Genomic DNA, 23,265 nt, shown 5'->3' with positions numbered 1-23,265 from the left:
AAGGTCATGATTTTGCAATGATCCCGACACGCCTGGCGGTAACTCAACGCTGAATGAAGCCGTGCGTGACCCGCGAATGCATCACAGTAAGGATGGCTTGCGAGCGCAAACGCAACGGGGGGCCTTGCGGCCCCCCGTTGGTGCGACTCAGGCCCGGACGTTTCAGCCGTCCTTGCCGGCCACCTTGCCCTGACTCTCTTCGTTCTTGGAGTAGATCAGCAGCGGCTTGCTGTCGCCGGCAATCACCGACTCATCCACCACCACCTTGCTGACACTCTCCTCGGACGGGATGTCATACATGGTGTCGAGCAGCACGGACTCGAGGATCGAGCGCAGACCACGTGCGCCGGTACGACGCTCGATGGCCTTGCGAGCCACGGCACGCAGCGCATCTTCACGCAGGTCCAGCTCGACATCTTCCATCTCGAACAGGCGCGAGTACTGCTTGACCAGCGAGTTCTTCGGCTCGGTCAGAATCTGCACCAGGGCATCTTCGTCCAGCTCGGTCAGTGTCGCGATGACCGGCAGGCGGCCAACGAACTCGGGAATGAGACCGAACTTGACCAGATCACCCGGCTCGACGTCTGCCAGCACGCGACCCACGGTCTTCTCGTCCTGCTTGCTCTTGACCTCGGCATTGAAGCCGATGCCGCCCTTCTCGGCGCGTTCGCGGATCACCTTGTCCAGCCCGGCGAAAGCACCGCCGACGATGAACAGGATGTTGCCGGTATTCACCTGCAGGAATTCCTGCTGAGGGTGCTTGCGACCGCCCTGCGGCGGCACCGAGGCAGTGGTGCCCTCGATCAGCTTGAGCAGTGCCTGCTGCACGCCTTCACCCGAGACATCACGCGTGATGGAGGGGTTGTCGGACTTGCGCGAGATCTTGTCGATCTCATCGATGTAGACAATGCCACGCTCGGCCTTCTCGACATCGTAATCGCATTTCTGCAGCAGCTTCTGGATGATGTTCTCGACGTCCTCACCGACATAGCCCGCTTCGGTCAGGGTGGTCGCATCCGCGATGGTGAACGGGACGTTCAACAGGCGCGCCAGCGTCTCGGCCAGCAGCGTCTTGCCGCTACCGGTCGGGCCGATGAGCAGGATATTGGACTTGCCCAGTTCCACTTCATCCGCGGCCTTCTGACCGGCACGCAGACGCTTGTAGTGGTTGTACACCGCCACGGACAGCACACGCTTGGCGCGATCCTGGCCGATCACGTAATCGTCGAGAGTGGAACGAATCTCACGCGGCGCCGGCAGGCGATCATCATCACCTTCGGCGTCGGCTTCGAGGACCTCTTCGCGAATGATGTCATTGCACAGATCGACACATTCGTCGCAGATGTAGACGGAAGGTCCCGCGATCAGCTTGCGCACTTCATTCTGGTTCTTGCCACAGAAGGAGCAGTACAGCAGTTTGCCGTTCTCGTCCTTGCCTTTGCCGTCAGCCATTCGCGTACCTCTCAATGGCGGCGACTCCCCGGGGAGCCGCCGGAAATGCATGTTTGCCGACGTCAGGTCAGCCGTTTACGCGGATCACTCCACGTCGGGACGGCGTTCCAGCACGGCATCGATCAGGCCGTACTCCACTGCCTGATTGGCCGCCATGAAGTTGTCACGGTCGGTATCATTGGCAATGGTGTCGAAGTCCTGGCCAGTGTGGTGCGCGAGAATGCGATTGAGCTTCTCACGGATGGTCAGGATTTCCTTGGTGTGAATCTCGATATCCGTGGCCTGACCCTGATAGCCGCCCAGCGGCTGGTGGATCATGACGCGGGAATTCGGCAGCGCGTAGCGCTTGCCGGCGGCACCGCCTGCCAGCAGCAAGGCACCCATGCTGGCTGCCTGGCCGATGCACACGGTGGACACGTCGGGCTTGATGAACTGCATGGTGTCGTAGATCGCCATCCCTGCAGTCACGGAGCCACCCGGCGAGTTGATGTACAGATGGATGTCCTTGTCCGGGTTTTCAGACTCGAGGAACAACAGCTGAGCCACGACCAGATTGGCCATGTAATCCTCAACCGGACCCACAAGGAAGATCACCCGTTCCTTCAGCAGGCGGGAATAGATGTCATAGGCCCGTTCGCCGCGAGCATTCTGCTCGACAACCATCGGAACCAGACCGCCAGCATTCTTGATGTCGAAGTCGTTCATGGGGGCTTCCTTCATCCGATGACATTGATATCCATTGAGCATGCCACTTTACCCCGCCCACTGACCAGAGACCCGGCCGTAGCCGGGTCCTGGTCTAGCAAGCACTAGGGGTCAACCAAGCTTCAGGCTTGCTCGCCTTCGGCTTCAGCAGCCTCTTCTTCAGCTTCTTCCTGCTGCTGTGCAGCCTGCAGGGCTTCCTGGTAGGACATGGCAACGTCCTTAACCTGAGCCTGTGCCAGCAGCTTGTCAACGGCCTTCTCTTCAAGCAGCACGGACTTGAGCTGGTTGCGAGCCTGTTCGTTGGAACCATAGTACTCGGTGACCTGAGCCGGGTCCTGGTACTGCTGAGCCATTTCTTCAACGCGAGCATTCAGCTCTTCGTCGCTGACGTCCATCTCGTTGCTGCTGACGACTTCGCTGAGCAGCAGGCCAGTCTTGACGCGCTGGACCGCCTGGTCCTGGAACAGCTCGCCCGGCAGCTGGGAGACATCGAAATCTTCGCCCAGACCGAACTGCTGTGCAGCCTGACGCTTCAGACCGTCGATTTCCTGGTCGGCCAGAGCCTGCGGCACGAGAATGTCGTTGGCCTTGGTCAGTTCGGCCAGCACCTGCTGCTTGACGCGATTCTCGATCGCGTTCTTCAGCTCACGCTGCATGTTCTTCTTCACTTCCACCTTGAAGCTTTCGACATCGGCAGCTTCCAGGCCGAACTGGGCGATGAACTCTTCGTTCACTTCCGGCAGTTCCTGAGCCTTGACGGCGTGGACCTTGACCTTGAAGGTCGCTTCCTGACCGGCGAGGTGCTCGGCCTGGTAGTCAGCCGGGAAGGAAACCTTGATTTCCTTGTCGTCGCCGGCAGCAGCGCCGACCAGCTGTTCTTCGAAGCCCGGGATGAAGCTGTTGGAGCCCAGCACCAGCTCGTGACCTTCTGCCTTGCCGCCTTCGAAGGCCTCTTCACCGAGGAAGCCTTCAAAGTCGATCTTGACCTGGTCGCCGTCAGCGGCAGCGCGCTCGACGTCGGTCCAGGAGGCGTTCTGCTTGCGCAGGGTCTCGATCATCTCTTCGACGTCGGCATCGGTCACTTCAGCCTGCGGGCGCTCGATTTCAGCGCCTTCGATCGGCTTCAGTTCGATTTCCGGGTAGATTTCCAGAGTCGCGACGAACTCCAGATCCTTGCCGGCTTCATCGACGGTCGCGTCGATCTTTGGCCAGCCAGCCGGGTTCAGTTCGTTTTCGGTGACGGCGGTCACGTAATGCTGGCGCATGATCTCGCCAACGATTTCGTTGCGCACGTCCTTGCCGTAACGCTGTTGCACCACTGCCATCGGCACGTGGCCCTTGCGGAAGCCGTTCAGACGAACGGTCTTGGCGGTTTCCAGAAGACGGGCGTTGACGGCCTGGTCGACTTCAGAAGCCGGCACCGTGATGGTGACCGTGCGCTCGATCGGAGAAGTCGTTGCGACAGAAGCTTGCATGAAAGTTCCTCTACCCACTGGTGGCGTTCGAATCATAAAGGCGAAGATTGTAGAAACCCCGCCACGCGCTGGCAAGCGCGGATATGACCCTTTCATATGGTGCCTTGGTCCAAGTTATTCAAGGACCCCGGCCATTTTCTGCTCCACCTACCCGCCAGACAGGCACCTGGAGCGCCCGGCAACCCGGAATCGTCATGCATGGAGCAGTGCGAAAAAACCAAAAAAAAGGAGGAGAAAGCCATTGGCCTTCTCCCCCTTTTGCGGCATGCCGCCCGCCCAAGTGGGCCAGGCAGCATCCTGATATTCATCGAGACGTGGGGTGGATGATGGGGTTCGAACCCACGACCACCGGAGTCACAATCCGGGGCTCTACCACTGAGCTACACCCACCACTTCTGGAGGTTGGACAGAAAGCCTGCCGTCTCCATCTCGTTGATACTGCTCAAGCTGACATGCAATGGGGTGGATGATGGGGTTCGAACCCACGACCACCGGAGTCACAATCCGGGGCTCTACCACTGAGCTACACCCACCACTGCATGAACATCTTCACATCGTCTGGTCGCAGTCATCAGGCTCAATGAAGAGCATTCCGACATCCACTTCGATAACAAACGTCATCTCGATGGCACGCCCAGCAGGACTCGAACCTGCAACCTACGGCTTAGAAGGCCGTTGCTCTATCCGGTTGAGCTATAGGCGCAGAAACTAATGCTGCGAGTCAACCTCCGGACAAAGCCCTGAATACTGTTCCAGAAGACCGAAGCCTTGCGATACGTTGTATTCAAGTGGTCGGGATAGAGGGATTCGAACCCCCGACATCCTGCTCCCAAAGCAGGCGCGCTACCAGACTGCGCTATATCCCGAAACCGTCTTCAACCGACCGTCGAACCCCGTCGATGCGAGGCGTATTCTACCGAACTTTCGTCTGCGGTCAAGCCCTTACGTGAATTCTTTCCAAAAGAATCGTTTGCCCCTCGCGCTGTCATGCCAATGTCATGTCGCGGGCTTTCATCCCTGCAGCCCCCAACATCTCTCCCTGCTGATACAAGACGCCTTACATGTCATCGCTTCTGCCACTGACGCAGTGATGACTTGCGACGGCTGAGCGCCGCCGGTGGACTGACTATCGTCTTCACGCTTTCTGCCTCTCTGCCATCCGCCCTCTCCCATCTGCCCCAGCCTTCTCCTTACTCCGCTCTCTGCTTCACCCTTTGTCTCTCCCTTTGCTTCTACCTCTGCTTGCGCCTCTACAGAGGGAGCATCAGGGCGATAAGCGCATGGCATGACCCCACTCTCGCCTGCCTCCTGGAGCCGTCTTCTGGCCTATCGGGCGCCCGTGAAAGACCTGACGGCCATGACAGCTTTCGACCAAGGTCGTCATTCGGCGTTGACTGGAGGGCAAGGCATGCGAAAATTGGCCATCGTTGTCCCTCCTGCATTTATCGCCCACGAGAAGGAATGATCGCTGATGTCAGCACAACTGATAGATGGCAAGGCCATTGCCGAACGCGTACGCCAACAGGTAGGCCGTCAGGTCGATGCGCGTCGTGATGCCGGTGAACGTATTCCGGGGCTTGCCGTCGTGCTGGTCGGTGAAGACGCGGCGTCCGAGGTCTATGTCCGCAACAAGCACCTCGCCTGCGAGAAGGCTGGCATCCTCTCCACCCAGCACCGCCTGTCCGCTGACACCACTCAGCAGGAACTGGAAGCCCTGGTCGACCAGCTGAATGACGACACCAGCATCGACGGCATCCTGGTGCAGCTGCCACTACCGGCGCATCTCGATTCACGCCCGATTCTCGAGCGCATCCGCACCGACAAGGACGTGGACGGCTTCCACCCCTACAACCTCGGTCGTCTGGCGCAGCGCCTGCCGGTAATGCGCCCCTGCACCCCCAAGGGCATCATGACGCTGCTGTCCGAGAGCGGCCTGCAGGTGCGCGGCATGGACGCCACCATCGTGGGCGCCTCCAACATCGTCGGTCGCCCGATGTCACTGGAGCTGATGCTGGCCGGCTGCACCACCACCGTCTGCCACCGCTTCACCAAGGACCTGGAGAGCAAGGTCCGCCAGGCAGACCTCGTCGTGGTCGGCGTCGGCAAGCCGGGCCTGGTCAAGGGTGAGTGGATCAAGGAAGGCGCCATCGTCATCGATGTGGGCATCAACCGCCTCGACAACGGCTCGCTGGTCGGTGACGTGGAGTTCGCCCCGGCGGCGGAGCGTGCAGGCTGGATCACGCCGGTACCGGGCGGCGTAGGGCCGATGACCGTTGCCTCGCTGCTGGAGAACACCCTGTTCGCCGCCGAGCTGCACGATGCCCAGCTGGCCGGCAAGTAAGCACGCACCCTCTCGCTGACACCTCCCCCGGCCGCGGGGTATCGCATGACAGGATGCCCCGCAGGCCCTGCTTCAGGATTTCACCATGTCCCTCAAGACACTTGGCATCATCGGCGCCATGGCCGAGGAAGTCGCCATCCTCGCCGAGCTGCTGGAAGACAGCACCACGACTCAACATGCCGGCTCCACCTTCCACGTCGGCCAGCTGCACGGCCTCAAGATCGTGCTGCTGCAGTCCGGCATCGGCAAGGTCAACGCCGCCGTGGGCGCCTGCCAGCTGATCGAGCGCTATCAGCCGGACGCCATCATCAACACCGGTTCCGCCGGGGGCTTCGCCTCTGATCTGGAGATCGGCGACGTGGTCATCTCCAGCGAAGTGCGTCACCACGACGTCGATGCCGTGGTGTTCGGCTACGAATACGGCCAGGTGCCGCAGATGCCGGCCGCCTACCCGTCAGACCCGGCACTGGTGAAGATCGCGCGTGAGTGCGTCGAAGCCCAGGGCGAGATCAAGGCGCGTGAAGGCCTGATCTGCACCGGCGACATCTTCATGGCAGACCCGGAACTGGTCGCACTGACACGCTCGCGCTTCCCGGACATGCTGGCCGCCGAGATGGAAGCCGCCGCCATCGCCCAGACCTGCTTCGTCTATGAGATGCCGTTCGTGGTCATCCGTGCGCTGTCTGACATCGCCGGCAAGGACAACAACAGCCAGTCCTTCGAGGAATTCCTGAACGTCGCCGCGCGTCAGTCCTCGCGCATGGTCGAGGCCATGGTCAAACGCCTCGCCAGCTGATCAGCAGCTGCCCGACGGCGACCCCGCCCGACTGGCCATGAAAAACCGCCGCCCCTCTCGGGACGGCGGTTTTTTTTCGCGGTGACAATGCGTCACGCCAACGGCATCAGCCTTCCAGCACCCAGGTCGTCCCCTCGCGGGAATCCTTGAGGATGATGCCCTGAGCGGCCAGCTCGTCACGAATGCGGTCAGCACCCGCGAAATCCTTGGCCTTCTTGGCGGCAGCACGCGCCTCGATCTGCGCCTGGATCTCGTCTTCCGATAACGCCAATGCCGCAGTGTCACCCTTGAGGAAGACCGCCGGGTCCTGGCCGAACAGCCCCAGAAGACCGCCCAGCGAGGTCAGTTCGAAGGCCAGCGCCGGCGCCTGCTGCGGCGCCTCCTTCTTGGCACGGTTCAGCTCGCGAGCCAGCTCGAACAACACCGACAGCGCACCGGCCGTATTGAAGTCGTCATCCATGGCAGCCACGAAGCGTGCCCGCCAGTCGCCGGACACCTCGCCTTGTTCGGGCGTGACGTTCTCCAGCGCATTGTAGAAGCGCTCCAGCGAACGACGCGCTTCATCCAGCGAGTTGGCCTCGTAACTGATCGCGCTGCGGTAGTGGCTGGCCACCAGCAGGTAATGCACCACTTCCGGGTTGTGCTGCTCCAGCACATCACGAATCGTGAAGAAGTTGCCCAGCGACTTGGACATCTTGTCCTGCCCGACACGCACCGCGCCGGCGTGCATCCACACGTTGGCATACTGCTGGCCAGTGGCGGCTTCGGACTGGGCGATCTCGTTCTCGTGGTGCGGGAAGGTCAGGTCCGGCCCGCCACCGTGAATATCGAAGGTATTGCCCAGGCAGCAGGTCGACATCGCGGAGCACTCGATATGCCAACCCGGACGACCATCGCCCCAGGGGGACGGCCAGCTGGCCTCGCCCGGCTTGGCGGCCTTCCACAACACGAAGTCGAGCGGGTCTTCCTTGGCCTCTTCCACTTCCACGCGAGCGCCGGACTGCATGTCATCGAGCTGACGGTTGTTGAGCTTGCCGTAGCCCTCGAAACGACGCACACGGTAGTAGACATCACCGTTGCTGGCCGCGTAGGCAAAGCCCTTGTCGATCAGCGTCTCGGTCATCGCGATGATATCGCCGATGTGCGCGGTCGCCCGTGGCTCACGATCAGGACGCAGGATCCCCAGGCGCCCTTCGTCTTCGTGCATCGCCTGGATCATGCGCTCGGTCAGCGCCTCGAAGGCTTCGCCATTCTCGTCGGCACGCTTGAGGATCTTATCGTCGATATCGGTGATGTTGCGCACATAGGTGACGTCATAGCCACGCGCACGCAGGTAACGCGTGATGATGTCGAAGGCCACCATCACACGCGCATGGCCGATGTGACAGAGGTCATAGACCGTCACGCCACAGACGTACATGCGCACCTTGTTGCCTTCCAATGGCACGAAGGGTGCCTTGGTCCGGCTCAGGGTACTGTAGATGGACAGTGTGCTCGCGGCATCTTCGAGTGAAATCATTCAGTCATCGCCCTTGGCTACTTTGCTGACAGCACTCTGCCAGCCTTGCGAAATGGAGCGGCCCGCAGGCCGGTCATGCAGCTTCGTCATCGAAGGTACAGGATCAGCCTGCGGGCCGTGAAGCGGGTCAAAAGTCATGCCAGCAGACCTCCCGCGGGAGGCCTGGCAGCCATCAACCCTTCTTCTGGGCCTTGGCCCAACCGTCCTTCAGGCTGACGGTACGGTTGAAGACCAGCGCGCCATCGACACAGTCATGGCGGTCGGCGACGAAGTAGCCGATACGCTCGAACTGGTAACGCGTTTCCGGCGCGGCATTGCGCAGGCTCGGCTCACCGAAGCCCTTGACGATGCTCAGCGAGTCCGGATTGAGGTGCTCAAGGAAGTCGACATCCTTGTCACGGTCCGGCTCGGCTTCCAGGAACAGGTTCTCGTACTGACGCACCTCGACCGGCACCGCGTGCTCGGCGCTGACCCAGTGGATGACACCCTTGACCTTGCGGCCTTCCGGGTTCTTGCCGAGGGTATCGAGGTCGACACTGCAACGCAGCTCGACGAGCTCGCCGGCCTCATCCTTGATCACTTCATCACAGCGGATGACGTAACCGTTGCGCAGACGCACTTCCTTCTCGGGCGCGAGACGGAAGAACTTCTTCGGCGCGTCTTCCATGAAGTCATCGGCGTCGATCCACAGCTCACGGGTCAGCGGAATCTGGCGCGTGCCCATGTCGTCACGTGCCGGATGACCGGGCACCTCGAAGACTTCCTCATGACCTTCCGGCAGGTTGGTCAGCACCACCTTGAGCGGATTGAGCACGCACATGGCCCGCAGCGCGTTGTCTTCCAGGTCGGAACGGATGGCGTGGTGCAGCATGCCGATCTCGACCATGCCGCCATCCGCGCGGCTCACGCCGATCATGTCGCAGAACTTGCGAATGGAAGCGGCCGTGTAGCCACGACGACGCATGCCCGAGATGGTCGGCATGCGCGGGTCATCCCAGCCATCGACGACGCCTTCGTCCACCAGCAGCTTCAGCTTGCGCTTGGAGGTGACGGTGTAATCCAGGTTCAGACGCGCGAACTCGATCTGACGCGGCGTGACCGGTACCGGCAGGTTGGCCAGGAACCACTCATACAGCGGACGATGGTCCTCGAATTCCAGCGTACAGATGGAATGCGTCACGCCTTCCAGCGCATCGGACTGACCATGCGTGAAATCGTAGGACGGGTAGATCTTCCACTTGTCGCCGGTCTGGTGATGGCTGGCATGGCGGATACGATAGAGAATCGGATCACGCAGATTGATGTTGGGCGCCGCCATGTCGATGCGGGCACGCAGCACCTTCTCGCTCTCGCCGAATTCGCCCTTCTTCATGCGCTCGAGCAGATCGAGGTTTTCCTCGGGGCTACGCTCACGGTAAGGGCTCGGGCGACCCGGCTCCTTCAACGTGCCACGATATTCACGAATCTCGTCCGGCGACAGGTCATCGACATAGGCCTTGCCTTCACGCACCAGGTGCTGGGCCCAGGCATAGAGCTGGTCGAAATAATCGGAAGCGAAGCGCACCTTGCCGGCCCACTCGAAGCCCAACCATTCGACGTCTTCCTTGATGGCGTCGATATAGGCCTGCTCTTCCTTGGCCGGGTTGGTGTCATCGAAGCGCAGGTGACAATCGCCACCGAGCTGCTGCGCCAGACCGAAGTTCAGACAGATCGACTTGGCGTGCCCGATATGCAGGAAGCCATTGGGCTCCGGCGGGAAACGCGTGACAACCTTATCGGCACGGCCGGCCTCGAGTTCTTCGCGGATCTGGTTAAGCACGAAGTTCGGGGCGCTCTGGGTCTCGGTACTCATGAAGTTTCGCTGCACCTCTGTGTGGTTCCTGGGCGTCGTATTGCGGGTCGTCATGTGGTTGAACGAACGTGCGCAAGGACAACAAGACGGATGATCGGGACTGCATCCACGCGCCTGCCGCCCGCTCAGGCTTTCGTGTCTGGATGCAAAGCCGCTATTATAGCGCGACGCCCGCAGGCGATGCCATGAAGCCGCGCCTGCCTGACACTTGAGCAAGACAGATGACCGGGAAGCCCGAATGATCGTTCTTCACACCAACTACGGCGATATCACCCTCGAACTCAACCACGAGAAGGCCCCGAAGACCGCGGCCAACTTCGAGCAGTACGTGCGTGAAGGCCACTACAGCAACGTCCTTTTCCACCGCGTCATTCCGGGTTTCATGGTTCAGGGCGGTGGCTTTGACACCGACTTCAACCAGAAGCCGACCAATGGCGTGATCGAGAACGAAGCCGACAACGGCCTCAAGAACGACCGCGGCACCGTGGCCATGGCTCGCACCATGGACCCGCACTCCGCCAGCGCCCAGTTCTTCATCAACGTTAATGACAACGACTTCCTGAACTTCACCAGCAAGACCAGCCAGGGCTGGGGTTACTGCGTGTTCGGCAAGGTCGTCGAAGGCATGGACGTGGTCGAGAAGATCGAAGCGGTCAAGACCACCCGTCGCGACGGCCACGCCGACGTGCCGGCAGAAGACGTGATCATCACCAGCGCTGAAATCACCGAATAAGCGATTTCGCCTGATCACGCCGCAAGGCGTGCCTGCCGCCCGGCCTTGCCTCGTGATCGCGAGTGTCAGGCTGGGCGGTTTGCGTTATGAACTCCTACGGCAGTGCGCCCTTGCGATGCCCTGCTGACCGCCCACCTTCGCGGACCCCGACCATGAACACGACTGCCACCACCCTCTTCATCTCCGACCTGCACCTGCAACCCGACACGCCCGAGATCGCCCAGGGCTTCCTCGACTATCTGGCACGCCTGGCTATCTGCCAGCCTGCCGTCGAGCGTCTGTTCCTGCTGGGTGACATCTTCGAGGTCTGGGTCGGCGATGACTATCGCAACGACTTCACCGACAGCATGAGCGCTGCGCTCAAGCGCATCGCCGAGCGCGGCACCGCGATCTTCTTCATGCACGGCAATCGCGACTTCCTGGTCGGCGAGACCTTCGCGGCCGAGGCCGGCGTGACGCTGCTGCCCGACCCGAGCGTGATCGAGCTGGACGGCGAGCGCGTGCTGCTGATGCACGGCGACAGCATGTGCACCCGCGACGAGGCCTACATGAAGTTCCGCGCCATGACCCGCGACCCTCAGTGGCAGGCGCAGATTCTGGCCATGCCGCTGGAGCAGCGTCTGGCGCTGGCCCAGTCACTGCGCATGCAGTCCGGCGAGACCAACAGCGAGAAGGACGAGGCGATCATGGACGTCACGCCCGAGGAAGTGGTGCGCGAGATGCGTGAGCACGACGTGCGCACGCTGATCCATGGCCATACGCATCGCCCGGCGGTGCATGAACTCGAGATCGATGGCCAGCCGGCGCGCCGCATCGTGCTCGGCGACTGGCGCCCGACTCAGGCCTTCGACATCATCGCCCGTGGCCAGGGGCCGGAGCTGCGTGAATTTGCGCTGCCGCTGGTCGATGCGATCACCCACGGCTGATTGCTTGCACACACCAAAAAGCCCCGCTGCCGATCACGGCAGCGGGGCTTTTTTCTTACGCTCTCACAGTATCAGGCGCTTCGCTGCGCCAGGCGCTTCGCTCAGGCCGGTGACGACGCCTTGCGGCGCGCACGCCCCTCGGCAATCTCCACCAGCTGATGCCAGCCCAGCACCGCAGGGGCATCGGCGCTCGGCAGCTCTTCCAGCAACACCTTCAGACGCTGACACCGCTCGGCATCATGGGCATCGACCAGACGCAGCCAGGTGGCAAGCCCCATGGCCTCATGATGGGTATTTTCCTGCTCGATGGAGTAGGACAGCCCCTGCTCGATCAGGGAGCGCACCTTCTCCAGCGGCAGGCCCTGAGCACTGCGCAGGCTCGCGACCAGATAGCTGACTTCTGACAGGTAGAAGGAATTGCGCTCCTGGGCGACCAGCAGCACTTTCTCCATGTATTCCTCAGCGGCAGCGTGCTCGCCCAGCGCCATCACGGCGTCCATGTACCACAGGTTGGGGCGCTGATGACGCTCGCGTCCGGTCAGCTCGGCGAACTCGTTCATGCTCGACTGCAGCATGGACAGGCCATCGCGGTCGCCGTTCATCGCTCGCGCCCAGCCCAGCACACCATGCGCGGCCATGTGCCACAGGTGAAGGTCCGCTGAACGCGTCACTTCCAGGGCCCGCTCGGCGCGCTGGGTCGCCAGATGGGTGTGGCCCAGCTGGCGATACAGGGAGGTGGAGAACATCAACGCCATCGCCAGCGAACCGGGCTGACCGATCTGCTCGGCCATGCGAATCGCCGCCTCGGCCTGCTGCTCGGCCTTCACGTAGTCGCAGCGCAGGCACGATGTCCAGCTCTGCAGACAGGAGGCCGCCACCTGCGGGTGATCGCTGAACGGCAGCCATTCGAGCACCATCGGATGGTTGACCGGATCGATCTCATCCAGGTGCTCGCCCGCCACACGCACGCGGCCGGCCCAGAACTCGCAGTGGGCACGCGCATAGTCAGCCAGGCGACGATAGCGATCATCGGAAAGCTCTTCCGCCAGCTCGCTGAGGCCCGAGGCCAGCGCGAAGGCATCGGCGTGGGCATGACGCTCGCTGCAGCCGACCCACAGGCCCCATTTGACGATGAAGGCCTGCTCGAGGTCCGGCTCGTCGTCCTCGACCAGCGCAGGGCTGCTGAGCAGGTTGCGTGCCTGCACGAAGCTCTCGTGGGCGATGCGTGAGCCATGGCCTTCCAGCGCGAAGCCGGACTGGCCACGTACCGTCAGCAGGCTGACTTCGCGCTCTTCCTGACCATCGACATGCTTGAGGCAGGCCAGGCCGTTGTCCGCCATCTTGAGCGCGGTGCGGTTGGCGCTGATCTTGAGCGCCTCGCGCGCCGAGAGCTCGAAGTAACGCGCGGCACGGCTGAAGTTCTGCGACTTGCGCAGGTGAACGGCGAAGTAGCCGGGGTGACGACTGATCCAGGCGGGATACTTGTCCTCGATCAGCGCGACCACCTGATGGTGAATCCGGCGCCGCACATCCCGCGGACACGACAGGTAGGCCGCTTCCTGGATCAGCTGATGGGTAAACTGGTAGTCGAATTCACTGTCGCTGCTGCAGGCCTCGATGATCTCCAGACGCTGCATGTTCTCGATGGCGCGCTTGAGGCGGCCCTCCTCGAACTCACAGCTCTGGCGCACGAAGCTCAGCTTGAAGACACGCCCCAATACGGCGGCGGCGTGGGCGACATCGCGCCCTTCTTCCAGCTGATCGATACGACTGGAGAGCAGACCGATCAGGCCCTTGGGCAACTCGTCGAGCTGCACCGGACGCCCTTCGCGGCGGTCCATGTCGAGACGACGGCAGATTTCCTGCAGGTAGAGCGGCACGCCATCGCAGCGCTCGATGAGCTGGCTGCGCATGCGCGGACTCAGGTGCAGGCGATAGCGACGTGACAGGTGCGACAGCAGGCGCGAGACCTGCATCGGGTCGAGGCGACCCAACGCGATGTGCTGGTCCCAGTTGAGCTTGACCGCCAGGCTGTCGCGACCGTTGTGGCTCGCGGCCAGCATGAAGCCGATGTTGATCGGCAGACGCGCCTGCAGGCCAGCCAGCACCTTGAGCGACGGCTCGTCGAGCCACTGCAGGTCATCGATCATCATCACCAACGGACGCAGGCTGGCTGACTTCTCGATCACCAGATGCAGCACGCGCACGACGCGTTCGACCGTCTCGCTGGACTGGATCAGCACTTCATCTTCGGCAGTATCTTCCGCCGTGCCGAGCACCGCGTGGAAGGAGCGACGCACTTCCTCGCTGATGCTCTGCAACGCCTCGGAAGACTCGAACAGCTGCTCGACGCTTTCGCGATCGATATTGCCGTCCAGACGCCAGCGAATCAGCGCCGTCACGACACTGTAGGGCTCAAGCTGCGAGAGACGCGTGGTCGGCATCCAGCACAGCCCGACATCCTGGCTCTGCTCCAGCTGACGGAAATTGACCATCAAGGCCGACTTGCCCATGCCGGAGTTGCCACTGACCAGCACGCTCTGGCGCAGGCCGATGCTGGCGCGGGCCAGCGCATCGCGCAGACGACGCAGCTCGCCCTCGCGACCGATCAAGGTCGGCAGCGAGGATTCACGAGTGGCGACACTGCTGCCCAGCACCAGCGCACGCAGACGCACGCGACCATCAGCGGCCAACAGGCGCGAGGTCAAGCGGGGCTGCAGGTCCAGTGCCGGCGGCATGTGCTGACTGGCTTCCTGGGAGATCACCAGCTCGCTGCCTTCGGCGGCGGTCATCAACTCGAGGGAATATTGCGTGACCTGACCCAGCGGGTCGGCCAGCTGACGCTCCGGCAGGTAGATGACCTGACCGGAGTGCAGGCCCGCCGACAGCGAGAAGGCCGGCGGCTTGCCTTCGCCATCCCACAGCTTGGCGATCTCGTCGAGGATCGCCTTGCTGCAGTGCTCATAGAGCGCGACCAGCTCGGCGAGCTGATGCGCCGGGCCGTGGGTGCCGAAACATGCCAGGCCCACGCCACCCGTGGCGCCCGGCAGCCAGAAGCCGCCCAGGTGATGACACTGCTGCTCCAGCCAGCGCAACAGTTCGATCTGCAGCGTCAGGCAGGCACGCGCCCAGACGCGGTCACGATGACTGTCCTTGACGCTCAGGCGAATGGCCATGACCGACAGCTGACGGTGATCGATTTCCTCTTCGCGCAGCGGCGCGCTGTCCAGCGACAGGGTCCGTGAGATGGCGCCCTGGGGCGTCATGGCGCTCATGGTCTCGCTCTTGCCATCGGACCAGTAGCGCGCCAGCTGCAGGAAGCCGGGGTCCGGCTGCTGGCCGGAGAGCGCCAGCTGCTGCAGGAAGGCATTGAACTGCTCATGGGCCGCGGCCGACTGGCCGCCTTCGGCCAGCTGACGCACGAGACGCTCATGGAAGGGGCCGTAACCGGAGAAGCGGCTGACCAGCGTGCGCAGCACGTCATCGGGCAGCGGCTCGTCCGTGGCCAGCACCCGCTCGGCGAACTGGATGACGCGCTGACGCCACTCGCCACGCACCTTGATCATCCAGCGCTGGAAGTCAGGGCACTGAGTCAAGGAGAGCTCCTCGACCAGGTCGCCACGATACAGGGTGAGGATCTCCCCCAGGGTGGCGACGGAGGGCGGTGCCAGCAGCAGGCCGTTGAGCTCGTCGAGATCAAGCTCCCAGTGTTCCGGCAGCGAGAGCGCGATGGTCTGGCGCGACACCGTCAACAGGTTGTCGGCCTCTTCGCCGAGACTCTGACGCAGACAGTGCAAGGCGTGGCGAAGGTTGGTCCGTCCGGAGGACAGTCCCTGATCCGGCCAGAGCAACTCCGCCAACCCGGCACGGGAGACGGCCTGATCATGCAGCAGCAGATGCAGAAGTAGCGCCTTGACCTTGTCGTAGCTGAACTGAGTCAGCGTGTCATCACCCAACGTCAGCTGGAAATGTCCCAGCAGTGCCAGTTGAGCTTGACCAGATGTTTCCTGCGTCATGTGTCATCCATTTCAAAGTCGCGAACGAAACGCCAGCCCTGCCACGGCGCCGGTGATCCCCTGTCCTTGATCCTTGCCTTAGTCTCTCGTGCCTTGATCCATCGCGTCCCGACCCACCCTGGCCGAGGCGCGCGCTGCCCGTCGTGCGCTCGGCTGACCACTGTGGAAGCGGAAGACAGCGTCGGGGGTTTCGATCAGCTCTCGTTCCACTTCACGTAGCACCGCGAGACGGGGTTCCAGTGGTTCATTGGTGTATTGCTCCGCCAACATGAGGTAATCCTCATAGTGACGTCCTTCTGACTTAACCAAAGTGCGATAGAACTTTGCAAGCTCTGGTTCCAGATACGGGATGAGGCGCGCGAAGCGCTCACACGACCTTGCCTCTATCAGGGCGCCGATCAGCAGGATGTCCACCAGGCGTTGCGGGTCTTCGTCCCTGACCTGCTGGCGCAGGGCTTCGGCATAGCGCGAGGCCTTGATATGCCGATAGACGATGCCCCGCTTCTCCATCAGCCCGACCACCTGCTCGAAGTGCAGCAGCTCTTCGCGCGCCAGCTGTGACATCTTGGTCAACAGCAGTGGCCGGTTCACGTAGCGGTACATCAGGCTCATGGCGGTGGAGGCGGCTTTCTTCTCGCACTGCGCATGGTCGATCAGCAACAGCTCCGGATTCTCAAGCGCCGCCTCGACCCAGCTCAGGGGCGTCCTGCAGGGCAGAAAGGCCAGCAGCGACGCCGGCAGCAAGGCATCGGTATCTTCATCGCTTGGCCCCTGCGACGCTGCGATCACGCGCGCCCCAGCCTCACTCTCGCCATACTGGCCAGCATGAGTATCATCATGCTGCTTGCTCTGCTCAGGCGCAATCACATTGCGCTCGGTCACGTCGGTCATTGAATTCATCATCACGTCAGTCTTTTGTCTCGCTCGCTTGCGTCTGCTGCTGACTGACAGGAGACACCTCAACGACGGAGTTCATATCATTATCGGCACGCTTTGCCGCTTCCACCATGATTTCATCGTTTATATGGGCAAAAAGCTGTTCGGGCTCAAGTTCTCGCGCATGGGCCAGTGGCGCGATGCCATACGCCGACAAGTCCTTGATGCGGGTGCGCCCGACGCGCAGCAGCTCAACGGCGCGTGACAGCGCCGACTGATCGGCACGAAAACGGATGCGATGGCGGGTCAGCTGCTCGGCCAGCATGGCGTCATCGGCGACGCGCAGCCAGCGGGCGGCGACCTGACTGCGCAGCTCGTCCAGTGCCAGCATGCGCTGGGCGCGCTGGTCACTGTCATAGCCGAACCAGGCCAGGATCTCATGATCATGACGCTGGCAGCCGCGACAGACGCTATCGCCGACCGTAGTGGAGCAGACACCTACGCAAGGAGAAAGAATACGGCTCATGTTGCCCTCGGGGGAGGCGGAAAGTGTGATTCGGGGTAACCCCCATCATACCGCGCGTACCTGAGAGCCGACAGCATCGCGCCGTCGGTGCCCAAAGGGCCTCTCGTCAGCACCGCGCTGGGCGTCATCAGCGCGTCATCAGGGTTGCCGCATAGTGTTTGCTCAGCGTGATTTCCTGACAATCAGATGAAATATCAGAATGTTATGCCGCAATAGGCGACCAAAGTCTCAGCCCCCGCCACTGGGCGCTCCTTAACATTGTCGACAAAGTTGAGTAGACTCGCATTCGCCCCGTAGCGCCTGATTCGCTCGCAATAAGACGCTTGAATTACCCGCAAGAAGCCTCGAGGTGCCCCGCCCTGCGTCTTCAAGACGACTGGCCCGCGCATTTCGACACGATTACAGATGAGGGTCTCCCACGTGCTTGAAGCCTACCGTCAACAGGTTGAAGAACGCGCCCAGCAGGGCATCCCGGCAAAGCCGCTGACTGCCGAGCAGACCGCCGAGCTGGTCGAACTGCTCAAGAATCCGCTGGCCGGTGAAGAAGAGTTCATCCTCGATCTGTTCACCAATCGCATTCCCCCGGGCGTTGATGAAGCCGCTTACGTCAAGGCTGGCTTCCTGACCGCCATCGTACGTGGCGAAGCCGCTTCTCCGCTGATCGACAAGACTCATGCCGTCAAGCTGCTCGGCACCATGCAGGGCGGCTACAACATCGCCACGCTGGTCGAGCTGCTGGACGACGAAAGCCTGGCCAAGGAAGCCGGCGAACAGCTCAAGCACACCCTGCTGATGTTCGACGCCTTCCACGATGTCGCTGACCGCGCCAAGGCCGGCAACGCCGTCGCCCAGGCCGTGCTGCAGTCCTGGGCCGACGCCGAATGGTTCCTGTCCAAGCCGGCGCTGGCCGAGAAGATCTCGCTGGCCGTCTTCAAGGTGCCGGGCGAGACCAACACCGATGACCTGTCTCCGGCGCCTGACGCCTGGTCACGTCCGGACATCCCGCTGCACGCCAACGCGATGCTCAAGAACCCGCGTGAAGGCATCAACCCGCAGGAAGATGGCGTCGTCGGCCCGCTGGCCCAGATCGAGGAAGTGAAGGCCAAGGGCTTCCCGGTCGCCTACGTCGGTGACGTGGTCGGTACCGGTTCCTCACGCAAGTCCGCCACCAACTCCGTGCTGTGGTTCTTCGGCGACGACATCCCGTTCGTGCCCAACAAGCGCGCCGGCGGTTTCTGCATCGGCAACAAGATCGCGCCGATCTTCTTCAACACCATGGAAGATGCCGGCGCCCTGCCCATCGAGATGGACGTCGAGAAGATGGCCATGGGCGATGTCATCGACATCTACCCGTACGAAGGCAAGGTCTGCCGTCACGACACCGACGAAGTCATCTCCACCTTCTCCCTCAAGACTCAGGTCCTGCTGGACGAAGTGCGTGCTGGCGGCCGTATCCCGCTGATCATCGGTCGCGGTCTGACCGACAAGGCGCGTACCGAGCTGGGTCTGGAGGCATCTGACGTCTTCCGCCTGCCGGAACAGCCGAAGGACACCGGCAAGGGCTTCACCCTCGCACAGAAGATGGTCGGCAAGGCCTGCAACCTGGAAGGCGTGCGTCCGGGCATGTACTGCGAGCCGAAGATGACCACCGTCGGCTCCCAGGACACCACTGGCCCGATGACCCGCGACGAGCTGAAGGATCTGGCATGTCTGGGCTTCCAGGCCGACCTGGTGATGCAGTCCTTCTGCCACACCGCTGCCTACCCGAAGCCGGTCGACGTCGAGACTCACCACACCCTGCCCGACTTCATCATGAACCGCGGCGGCGTCTCCCTGCGTCCGGGCGACGGCATCATCCACTCGTGGCTGAACCGCATGCTGCTGCCGGACACCGTCGGCACCGGTGGTGATTCCCACACCCGCTTCCCGATGGGCATCTCCTTCCCGGCGGGTTCTGGCCTGGTGGCCTTCGCCGCCGCCACTGGCGTGATGCCGCTGGACATGCCGGAATCCATCCTGGTGCGCTTCAAGGGCGAACGTCGTCCGGGCATCACCCTGCGTGACCTGGTCCACGCCATCCCGCTGTACGCCATCAAGCAGGGCCTGCTGACCGTCGACAAGGCCAACAAGAAGAACGCCTTCTCTGGCCGCATTCTGGAAATCGAAGGTCTGGAAGATCTGACGGCCGAACAGGCATTCGAGCTCTCCGACGCCTCTGCCGAGCGTTCCGCCGCCGGTTGTACCATCACGCTGTCCGACGAGAGCGTGACCGAGTACCTGAAGTCCAACATCACCCTGCTCAAGTGGATGATCGCCAACGGTTACGGCGATGCCCGTACCATCGAGCGTCGTATCGCGGGCATGGAAGAGTGGTTGGCCAACCCGAGCCAGATGCGTGCCGACAAGGACGCGGAATACGCCGAGATCATCGAGATCGACCTCGCCGAGATCGACCAGCCGGTACTGTGTGCGCCGAACGACCCGGACGATGCCCGTCTGCTGTCCGACGTCGCCGGTCAGAAGATCGACGAAGTCTTCATCGGCTCGTGCATGACCAACATCGGTCACTTCCGCGCCGCAGGCAAGCTGCTCGAGAAGCAGCCGGCCGGTAGCCTGAAGACCAAGCTGTGGCTGGCACCGCCGACCAAGATGGACCAGCACCAGCTGACCGAGGAAGGCTACTACGGCATCTACGGCCGTGCCGGCGCGCGCATGGAAATGCCGGGCTGCTCACTGTGCATGGGTAACCAGGCACGTGTGGCTGCCAAGTCCACCGTGGTGTCCACCTCCACGCGCAACTTCCCGAACCGTCTGGGCGATGGCGCCAACGTCTTCCTGGCGTCTGCCGAGCTTGCAGCCATCGCGGCCGTGGTCGGTCGTCTGCCGACCGTCGAGGAATATCAGGGCTACATGGGCGAATTCGATGCCATGGCGGGCGAGATCTATCGCTACCTGAACTTCCATGAGATCGAAGAGTTCCAGAACGCCGCTTCCAACGTGATTCCGGTCACCCAGGAAGCCTGATCAGGCGGGGAGTCATGCGCCACTGCATGACTCCCCTCTGACAGCAGCATTGGCGTCATGCCAACTGGCGTCATGCCAGACAACGAAACGGGCCGCCCCTCAAGGGACGGCCCGTTTTTTCATGCCTGCGACAAGCTCAGTGGGCGCAAGCGCCCTGCCTCAGAACTTGTAGCCGACCGAGGCGGTGAAGGCATCTACCTGATAATCGCTGTCGAAGTCATAGCGCTCGTACTCGGCACGGATCAGGAACGGGTCCAGATTGACCTGCGCACCGGCACCATAGACCGGATCAAAGCCGTCGTTGTCCTTCAGATCGACGCTGGAATTGCCCAGATTGCCATCGACATCGGTTTCCCACTTGGCCACCCCCGCCTTGGCGAACAGCGAGAAGTACTGACCGATGGGCAGGATACCCACCACGTTGACACCGTAGGCCTTGGACTCGAGATCGGTATTGCTGAAGTCATTGCCCTTGAGCTGGACAGTCCCCAGGTCGGTGTAGAAGGCCTCAGTGGCGAAGTACGGATTGTACTGATAGCCCACGAAGGCCTTGTAGACGTTGTCGTCATCATCCACATCGAAGTCATCACTGCCGGATTCGATGAAGTCACCGGCCTCATCGGAATCATCGTTCTCAAGGCTGGAGAAGCCGGTACCGGCACCGATGTAGAGCCCTTCGCTGGCATTGCCAGCCGCCTGAGCATGACCACTGAGCGCCAGAGCGAGAGCGGCGAAGGAAACGGTAGCCAACGGGGCGGCCAGAAGACGTGACTTGCTCATGTATTGCTCCTTGATCCAATGGGCGGCACAGGCAGCTGCCGGCCAGGTACTGACGGCCAGGTACTGACGGCAAGACCCCGCCTGTCATGGGTTGCAGGAGCATCGTGGTAGATATAGAACAGTGTTTCAAGAGTGGCGTTTTGACTACTTGTCACGTCGCAAGCCGGCAACATGTCCTCGTGACCTTCCCGCTCCCCCCGCTTGCGCGTGCCCGAGGCCCGCTTAGCCCTTCGCAGAGATGCAAAGCCTTGGCGTATCGGGCATTCTCGGAGTTGTGGCATTGCAGCAATCAAAGCGCTCCGTCCCTCAAGCGGCCTGCCCCGGCCGCCCAGCACAAGGAATCCGACATGACGCATCCCATCTCCACCCCCGACCTCTGCGATGAGTTCCCCGACGTGCAGGTGCTCGAGCCACTGTTCATCAACTACGGCGGCGTCGAGTCCTTCGGCGGCGAAGTCGTGACCATCAAGTGCTTCGAGGACAACTCGCTGGTCAAGGAAGCCGTCGCGGAACCCGGCGCAGGCCGCGTCCTGGTCGTCGATGCCGGCGGCTCGATGCGCTGCGCCATGCTGGGCGACATGCTCGCCGAGCAGGCCGCCAAGAGCGGCTGGGCCGGCGTGATCATGTATGGCTGCATCCGCGATGTGGATGAGATCCACGCCACCAATCTCGGCGTGCAGGCATTGGGCTGCTACCCGCGCCCCAGCATCAAGCGCGGCGAAGGCCAGCGCGATATCCCGGTCACCTTCGCCGGCGTCACCATCGTGCCGGGCGACTATCTCTACGCCGACAACAATGGCGTCATCACCGCCAAGGAAGCGCTGATCCGTACCCAGCCGACTCCCTGAGTCGCCGTCTCGCGCCGCGGTGCACGCCGCAATGAAAACGCCCCCGCAACCAGGCAGGTTGCGGGGGCGTTTCGCGTTCAGAATCGCGGACTCAGCGAGTGCTGGCGGGCTCTGCGTTGGATGAGTCGGTCTGTGAACCGGCTTGAGCACTGGCCTGAGAGGCCGCAGCCGCATCATCGGCACGCGCGTAGCGGTCCACCACGGCGGCGCAGGCAGCGTCACCGGTGATATTGAGCGCGGTGCGCGTCATGTCGAAGATACGATCCAGCGCGAACAGCAGCGGCAGACCTTCGATGGGAATACCGGCAGCCAGCAGCACGGCGACCACCAGGAACGACGGCCCCGGCACACCGGCCTGACCGATGGCACCCAGAGTCGCGGTGAACACGATGGCGGCGTAGGCGGAGAAGCCGAGGTCGACATTGAAGACCTGGGCGAAGAACATCGCCACCAGCCCGTAATAGATGGCATTGCCGCTCATGTTGATGGTCGCGCCCAGCGGCAGCACAAAGGCAGAGGTGGCGTTCTTGAGGCCCAGCTCCTTCTCGCAGACTTCCATGTTGACCGGCAGGGTCGCCATGGAGGACGCCGTGGACAGCGCGACGGCCTGCGGCTTCTTCATCGCGGACATGAAGCGACCCAGCGGCACGTCAGAGCCGAACTTGACCACCAGCGGGTAGAACACGAAGCCGTAGATGAGGATGGCGCCCATGTAGACGAGGAACAGCTTCATCACCAGCGTCAGTACATCGAAGCCGAAGGTGCCGACGGCGTCCGCCATCAGGCCGAAGACGCCGATCGGCGCGATCAGCATCACCACGTTGATCATCCACACGAAGGCTTCGATGATGGTGTTGAGGCCTTCGATCAGCGGCTTGCCACGCTCGCCGGTCTTGGACAGGCCAATGCCGAGGAACAGGCAGAACACCAGAATCTGCAGGATATTGGCATCGGTGAGTGCACCGAAGATATTGGTCGGCACCATGCCCAGAATGGTGTCCATCACGCCCGGCACGCTGCCCTTGTCAGCGTAGGCATTGGAGAACATGCCCTTGGCGCTTTCCAGGTCCACTCCGCTGCCCGGCTGGAAGACATGCCCCATTACCAGCGCCAGCATCACGGCCACGGCAGAGGTCAGCATGAAGAAGGCGAAGGTGGAGATGCCGATCTTGCCGGCAGAAGGACTGTCGCCCAGATTGGCGGCTCCCGACACGATGGAGACCGCGATCAGCGGCACGACCAGCATCTTGATCAGGTGAATGAACAGCTCACCCAGTGGCGCGAACATCGAGGCGTCTTCGCCCATGTACGCCCCGACACCTGCACCCAGGATCATGGCGATGACTACCTGGACGCCGATGTTTTTCCATAAAGACTGTTTCACGTTACGACTACC

General features: G+C 62.2%; 16 protein-coding genes and 4 tRNA genes. 6 read left to right on the top strand and 14 right to left on the bottom strand.

What is annotated here, in order from left to right:
• Window positions 1-162: 162 nt before the first annotated feature.
• From clpX to ACJJV2_RS04605, 7 genes are all read right to left on the bottom strand, one after another.
• Entirely contained in the window at window positions 163-1,452 is a 1,290-nt protein-coding gene (gene clpX / locus ACJJV2_RS04635; RefSeq protein ID WP_043331299.1) for an ATP-dependent Clp protease ATP-binding subunit ClpX, read from the bottom strand.
• Between the two features lie 84 nt (window positions 1,453-1,536).
• The gene (gene clpP, locus ACJJV2_RS04630; protein ID WP_043331300.1) at window positions 1,537-2,157 is read right to left on the bottom strand and encodes an ATP-dependent Clp endopeptidase proteolytic subunit ClpP; all 621 of its coding nucleotides are present in this window, start codon (window positions 2,155-2,157) and stop codon (window positions 1,537-1,539) included.
• 122 nt (window positions 2,158-2,279) lie between these two features.
• On the bottom strand, window positions 2,280-3,632 hold the full coding sequence (gene tig / locus ACJJV2_RS04625; RefSeq protein ID WP_043331301.1) for a trigger factor: 1,353 nt from the start codon (window positions 3,630-3,632) through the stop codon (window positions 2,280-2,282).
• A 315-nt stretch (window positions 3,633-3,947) separates the two neighbouring features.
• Window positions 3,948-4,022, bottom strand: a tRNA-His gene (locus ACJJV2_RS04620).
• Between the two features lie 68 nt (window positions 4,023-4,090).
• A tRNA-His gene (locus ACJJV2_RS04615) sits at window positions 4,091-4,165 on the bottom strand.
• Window positions 4,166-4,258: 93 nt separating this feature from the next.
• Window positions 4,259-4,335, bottom strand: a tRNA-Arg gene (locus ACJJV2_RS04610).
• 86 nt (window positions 4,336-4,421) lie between these two features.
• A tRNA-Pro gene (locus ACJJV2_RS04605) sits at window positions 4,422-4,498 on the bottom strand.
• A 605-nt stretch (window positions 4,499-5,103) separates the two neighbouring features.
• On the opposite strand from ACJJV2_RS04605, the gene folD reads away from it, so the two are divergent.
• Together folD and mtnN are read left to right on the top strand one after the other, a co-directional pair.
• On the top strand, window positions 5,104-5,973 hold the full coding sequence (gene folD, locus ACJJV2_RS04600) for a bifunctional methylenetetrahydrofolate dehydrogenase/methenyltetrahydrofolate cyclohydrolase FolD (protein WP_054555494.1): 870 nt from the start codon (window positions 5,104-5,106) through the stop codon (window positions 5,971-5,973).
• A gap of 85 nt (window positions 5,974-6,058) precedes the next feature.
• Entirely contained in the window at window positions 6,059-6,769 is a 711-nt protein-coding gene (mtnN, locus tag ACJJV2_RS04595) for a 5'-methylthioadenosine/S-adenosylhomocysteine nucleosidase (RefSeq protein WP_405278569.1), read from the top strand.
• Between the two features lie 106 nt (window positions 6,770-6,875).
• Here the strand turns inward: mtnN and cysS are convergent, their stop codons facing one another.
• Together cysS and ACJJV2_RS04585 are read right to left on the bottom strand one after the other, a co-directional pair.
• Window positions 6,876-8,258 carry a cysteine--tRNA ligase gene (gene cysS, locus ACJJV2_RS04590; protein ID WP_405278667.1) on the bottom strand — a complete coding sequence of 461 codons (1,383 nt, stop codon included), beginning with the start codon at window positions 8,256-8,258 and terminating at the stop codon, window positions 6,876-6,878.
• A 202-nt stretch (window positions 8,259-8,460) separates the two neighbouring features.
• Window positions 8,461-10,140, bottom strand: a complete 1,680-nt coding sequence (locus tag ACJJV2_RS04585; protein WP_405278567.1) for a glutamine--tRNA ligase/YqeY domain fusion protein — start codon at window positions 10,138-10,140, stop codon at window positions 8,461-8,463.
• A gap of 238 nt (window positions 10,141-10,378) precedes the next feature.
• Here ACJJV2_RS04585 and ACJJV2_RS04580 point away from each other — a divergent pair, with 238 nt between their 5' ends.
• Window positions 10,379-10,873 carry a peptidylprolyl isomerase gene (locus ACJJV2_RS04580; RefSeq protein ID WP_043331309.1) on the top strand — a complete coding sequence of 165 codons (495 nt, stop codon included), beginning with the start codon at window positions 10,379-10,381 and terminating at the stop codon, window positions 10,871-10,873.
• A 152-nt stretch (window positions 10,874-11,025) separates the two neighbouring features.
• Window positions 11,026-11,799: a UDP-2,3-diacylglucosamine diphosphatase gene (locus ACJJV2_RS04575; RefSeq protein ID WP_405278564.1), complete on the top strand. Its 774-nt coding sequence runs from the start codon at window positions 11,026-11,028 to the stop codon at window positions 11,797-11,799.
• Window positions 11,800-11,900: 101 nt separating this feature from the next.
• Here the strand turns inward: ACJJV2_RS04575 and ACJJV2_RS04570 are convergent, their stop codons facing one another.
• The 3 genes from ACJJV2_RS04570 to ACJJV2_RS04560 form a co-directional block, all read right to left on the bottom strand.
• On the bottom strand, window positions 11,901-15,815 hold the full coding sequence (locus tag ACJJV2_RS04570; RefSeq protein ID WP_405278562.1) for an AAA family ATPase: 3,915 nt from the start codon (window positions 15,813-15,815) through the stop codon (window positions 11,901-11,903).
• Between the two features lie 78 nt (window positions 15,816-15,893).
• Window positions 15,894-16,706 (bottom strand): tRNA-(ms[2]io[6]A)-hydroxylase, encoded by an 813-nt coding sequence (locus ACJJV2_RS04565; RefSeq protein WP_405278560.1) that lies wholly within the window; start codon window positions 16,704-16,706, stop codon window positions 15,894-15,896.
• Between the two features lie 16 nt (window positions 16,707-16,722).
• The gene (locus ACJJV2_RS04560; protein WP_192837576.1) at window positions 16,723-17,217 is read right to left on the bottom strand and encodes a DUF1289 domain-containing protein; all 495 of its coding nucleotides are present in this window, start codon (window positions 17,215-17,217) and stop codon (window positions 16,723-16,725) included.
• A 420-nt stretch (window positions 17,218-17,637) separates the two neighbouring features.
• Here ACJJV2_RS04560 and acnB point away from each other — a divergent pair, with 420 nt between their 5' ends.
• Window positions 17,638-20,241, top strand: coding sequence for a bifunctional aconitate hydratase 2/2-methylisocitrate dehydratase (acnB, locus tag ACJJV2_RS04555; protein WP_405278665.1), 2,604 nt, complete (start codon window positions 17,638-17,640; stop codon window positions 20,239-20,241).
• A 159-nt stretch (window positions 20,242-20,400) separates the two neighbouring features.
• Here the strand turns inward: acnB and ACJJV2_RS04550 are convergent, their stop codons facing one another.
• Window positions 20,401-21,021, bottom strand: a complete 621-nt coding sequence (locus ACJJV2_RS04550; RefSeq protein ID WP_405278557.1) for a porin family protein — start codon at window positions 21,019-21,021, stop codon at window positions 20,401-20,403.
• 347 nt (window positions 21,022-21,368) lie between these two features.
• Between ACJJV2_RS04550 and rraA the strand changes: the two genes are divergently transcribed.
• Window positions 21,369-21,869 (top strand): ribonuclease E activity regulator RraA, encoded by a 501-nt coding sequence (gene rraA / locus ACJJV2_RS04545; RefSeq protein WP_043331314.1) that lies wholly within the window; start codon window positions 21,369-21,371, stop codon window positions 21,867-21,869.
• Window positions 21,870-21,960: 91 nt separating this feature from the next.
• On the opposite strand, the gene ACJJV2_RS04540 is transcribed toward rraA, so the two are convergent.
• Complete coding sequence (locus ACJJV2_RS04540; protein ID WP_405278555.1) at window positions 21,961-23,253, bottom strand: dicarboxylate/amino acid:cation symporter; 1,293 nt, start codon at window positions 23,251-23,253, stop codon at window positions 21,961-21,963.
• Window positions 23,254-23,265: the final 12 nt, after the last annotated feature.

This window comes from Cobetia sp. Ld8 (assembly GCF_045066615.1).
GTDB lineage: Bacteria > Pseudomonadota > Gammaproteobacteria > Pseudomonadales > Halomonadaceae > Cobetia > Cobetia amphilecti.
This window is presented reverse-complemented; position numbering and strand designations above follow the sequence as displayed.

What these genes read in the sequence shown, in the direction of transcription:
- ACJJV2_RS04550 (WP_405278557.1), bottom strand. Translation starts at nt 21,021, where the DNA reads ATGAGCAAGTCACGTCTTCTGGCCGCCCCGTTGGCTACCGTTTCCTTC.
- folD (WP_054555494.1), top strand. Translation starts at nt 5,104, where the DNA reads ATGTCAGCACAACTGATAGATGGCAAGGCCATTGCCGAACGCGTACGC.
- rraA (WP_043331314.1), top strand. Translation starts at nt 21,369, where the DNA reads ATGACGCATCCCATCTCCACCCCCGACCTCTGCGATGAGTTCCCCGAC.
- ACJJV2_RS04570 (WP_405278562.1), bottom strand. Translation starts at nt 15,815, where the DNA reads ATGACGCAGGAAACATCTGGTCAAGCTCAACTGGCACTGCTGGGACAT.
- ACJJV2_RS04565 (WP_405278560.1), bottom strand. Translation starts at nt 16,706, where the DNA reads ATGACCGACGTGACCGAGCGCAATGTGATTGCGCCTGAGCAGAGCAAG.
- ACJJV2_RS04585 (WP_405278567.1), bottom strand. Translation starts at nt 10,140, where the DNA reads ATGAGTACCGAGACCCAGAGCGCCCCGAACTTCGTGCTTAACCAGATC.
- clpX (WP_043331299.1), bottom strand. Translation starts at nt 1,452, where the DNA reads ATGGCTGACGGCAAAGGCAAGGACGAGAACGGCAAACTGCTGTACTGC.
- tig (WP_043331301.1), bottom strand. Translation starts at nt 3,632, where the DNA reads ATGCAAGCTTCTGTCGCAACGACTTCTCCGATCGAGCGCACGGTCACC.
- clpP (WP_043331300.1), bottom strand. Translation starts at nt 2,157, where the DNA reads ATGAACGACTTCGACATCAAGAATGCTGGCGGTCTGGTTCCGATGGTT.
- ACJJV2_RS04580 (WP_043331309.1), top strand. Translation starts at nt 10,379, where the DNA reads ATGATCGTTCTTCACACCAACTACGGCGATATCACCCTCGAACTCAAC.
- mtnN (WP_405278569.1), top strand. Translation starts at nt 6,059, where the DNA reads ATGTCCCTCAAGACACTTGGCATCATCGGCGCCATGGCCGAGGAAGTC.
- ACJJV2_RS04560 (WP_192837576.1), bottom strand. Translation starts at nt 17,217, where the DNA reads ATGAGCCGTATTCTTTCTCCTTGCGTAGGTGTCTGCTCCACTACGGTC.
- ACJJV2_RS04575 (WP_405278564.1), top strand. Translation starts at nt 11,026, where the DNA reads ATGAACACGACTGCCACCACCCTCTTCATCTCCGACCTGCACCTGCAA.